Below are 1,543 nucleotides of genomic sequence, written 5' to 3'. Positions count from 1 at the left end.
AGATCGCCGGGGCCCCGGTCGGGCAGGTCGACCAGATTCACGTCCGCAAGGGCCGCGCCGAGGTCACCCTGTCGGTCCGTGAGCGGCACCGCCTCCCCTCCGACAGCGAGGCCGCCGTGCGGTGGCGGGATCCGATCGGGCAGCGGGTGGTGTATCTGATCCCGGGCACGGCGGGCGCGAGGCTCAAGGACGGCGACAAGATCACCCGGACCCGGTCGGTGGTGGATCTGGGTGAGCTGATCAACCAGATCGCGCCGCTGACGCGGACGCTGGACCCCCAGCAGATCAACCAGCTGATGACCTCGCTGCACCAGGCGCTGGAGGGCAACGAGGCCAACATCCACCAGCTGATCGGCAACATCGATCAGCTCTCCTCCACCATCGCCGCGCGCCGCCAGAGCCTGCAGCGCACCCTGGACGACTTCGCCGCCGTCACCCAGGTCCTGTCCCGCCGTGACAAGCAGATCGCGACGATGACCGACAACCTGGTGACGCTGTCGGGTGCGTTCGTGGACAACCGCAGGCTGGTGGATCAGGCGATCACGCAGCTGGCGGCGATGGTGCGGACCTCCGACAAGCTCACGGCCGGCAACGCGCGCGAGCTGGAGGAGGTGGTGGGCCGGATGGCGGTGGTGATGGGCGGCACCAACCGCAATCTGGACCGTTTGACCCCGATCCTGAAGTCGGCGGGCCCCAAGATGTCGCGGCTGTTCGACCTGATCAACGAGGGCGAGCTGTTCGTCGGCACCACCCCCTGCCTGACCCTGGCTCCCGGCCCCTGCCCCTACAAGGCCGAGTTGAAGAAGTACCCCGAGCGCGGTTCTTCGGAGGATGTGCTGCGGGGCCTGGTGGTCGGAGAGGGGAACTGATGGCGCGCACGTCCTTCCGTGACCGCAACCCCCTCATCGTCGGCATCGCCGGATTGACGGTGCTGTCGCTGGGCGTCACGATCTCCTTCCTCACCGGCACCCTGGGCCTGCTCAAGGAGCGGTACACCATGACCGGGGTGTTCGCCGACACCGGCGGCCTGCGCTCGGGCCACGAGGTCGAGGTCGCCGGGGTCGCGGTCGGTGAGGTCACCGAGGTCAAACCCGATTTCCGCAACGGCCGCGTGATGGTGACGTGGAAGGTCGACAGCAAGGTCGAACTCGGCCCGCGCACCCGCGCTGAAATCCGGATGTCCAACATCCTGGGCGGCCGGTACCTGCGCCTCAGCGGCCCGGTCCGGCGGATCCCGCTGGAGCGGACCGCGACCCCGATCACCTTCAACGATCTGCTGAACGAGGGCACCGGCACCCTGGCCAAACTCGACGCCAAAGCCGTCTCCTCGGTCCTGGACCAGCTCCGGGACGTGTCCCGCCAGGGCCGCGGCCGCCTGGGCGGTGCGTTGCAGAATCTGACGGCGTTGGCGGAGGCGGTCAATGAGAGCGATCCGCAGATTGCGCGGTTGCTGGCCGATGGGGACCGGTTGATCGGGCTGGTCAATTCCAAGGACCGGCAGTTGTCGCAGCTGGCCCGCAACGCCAGTGTGCTGCTGGGGCAG

The 1,543-nt window shown here is 68.4% G+C and carries 2 protein-coding genes; both read left to right on the top strand.

The genetic code is table 11. The features are described from left to right. Positions 1–869 (top strand): MCE family protein (locus ACFPZN_RS56030; protein WP_378293586.1); only part of this gene is annotated, 869 nt, incomplete at its 5' end. Next, positions 869–1,543: MlaD family protein (locus ACFPZN_RS56025; RefSeq protein WP_378293584.1), on the top strand; the 675-nt coding region annotated here is incomplete at its 3' end. The genes ACFPZN_RS56030 and ACFPZN_RS56025, both read left to right, overlap by 1 nt.

Source organism: Actinomadura rugatobispora, from assembly GCF_042656285.1.
GTDB lineage: Bacteria > Actinomycetota > Actinomycetes > Streptosporangiales > Streptosporangiaceae > Spirillospora > Spirillospora rugatobispora.
The sequence above is the reverse complement of the archived record's forward strand: the minus strand, read 5'-3'. Positions and strand labels throughout refer to the sequence as shown.